An 852-nucleotide genomic window follows, 5' to 3' on the forward strand; every position below is an offset into this window, starting at 1 on the left:
CGGTCGGGTCGTTATCTGTACCGACCCAGCTGAGCGCCTCATCTACAATATGAATATTGAGCGGACCGGCAATCTATCCTCACGGCAACTGCTTCGCGCCCTGTGCGCGGGCGCTTCGCAATCGCGGCAAGAAATCTTCGCGGCCCTGCGAAGCGCACCCGACCTCCAAACCTCCGCTTCGTTTGCGGTGGCGGGCCGGTGAGTGGATCGAGACGCGCCAACTCGTCAGCACGCGCCTCGTTCGCCTTGCGGGCGCTGACCTCCTCCAGTGTTGCGACCCAACCTTCACCCGCGACGGAACGGATCTCGACCTGCAGCGTGTGATCCTGGCCCGCCACCTCGAACGTAGCGGAGGTTTGGAGGTCGCGTGCGCCTCGCAGGGCCTCGAAGATTTCTTGCCGCGATTGCGAAGTTCCCGTGCACAGGGCGCGAAGCAGTTGCCGTGAGGATATATTGCCGGTCCGCTCAATATTCATATTGTAGAGGAGGCGCTCAGCTGGGTCGGTACAGATAACGGCCCGCCCGGAGGTATCGATCATCAATAGACCGTGCCGGATTACGTCGGCGCGCGACAGCGCCAGGCAGTTCCACTGCTGATCGGAGTGCACCCGACGCCTGCTTCGCATCATACCTGGGGGCACTAGCTCTGCGTGAAAATGCCCGGTCTATGGAAGGTTCACACCCGAGCGCGGGCCGTTGCCCCGATAGCCCCCGCAGACGAGCTCCTCTAGCATCGGCGTCATCAGCGGACCCGCATTATACCCGCATCGCATCTGCTTCGCGCTTGCCTCTCGGGACCTTCCCAGTCGGTGTCAGAAATCATCAAGTATCAGCGACGTGCTTGAAACCTAC

1 pseudogene is annotated in these 852 nt (G+C 61.6%); it reads left to right on the forward strand.

Going from position 1 to position 852, the window contains the following annotated elements:
- Window positions 1–202 (forward strand): annotated as a pseudogene (locus tag MKL09_RS23855) (diguanylate cyclase); the annotation flags it as partial.
- Between the last annotated feature and the right edge of the window lie 650 nt (window positions 203–852).

Source organism: Methylobacterium sp. J-048, assembly GCF_022829515.1.
Classification (GTDB): Bacteria; Pseudomonadota; Alphaproteobacteria; order Rhizobiales; family Beijerinckiaceae; genus Methylobacterium.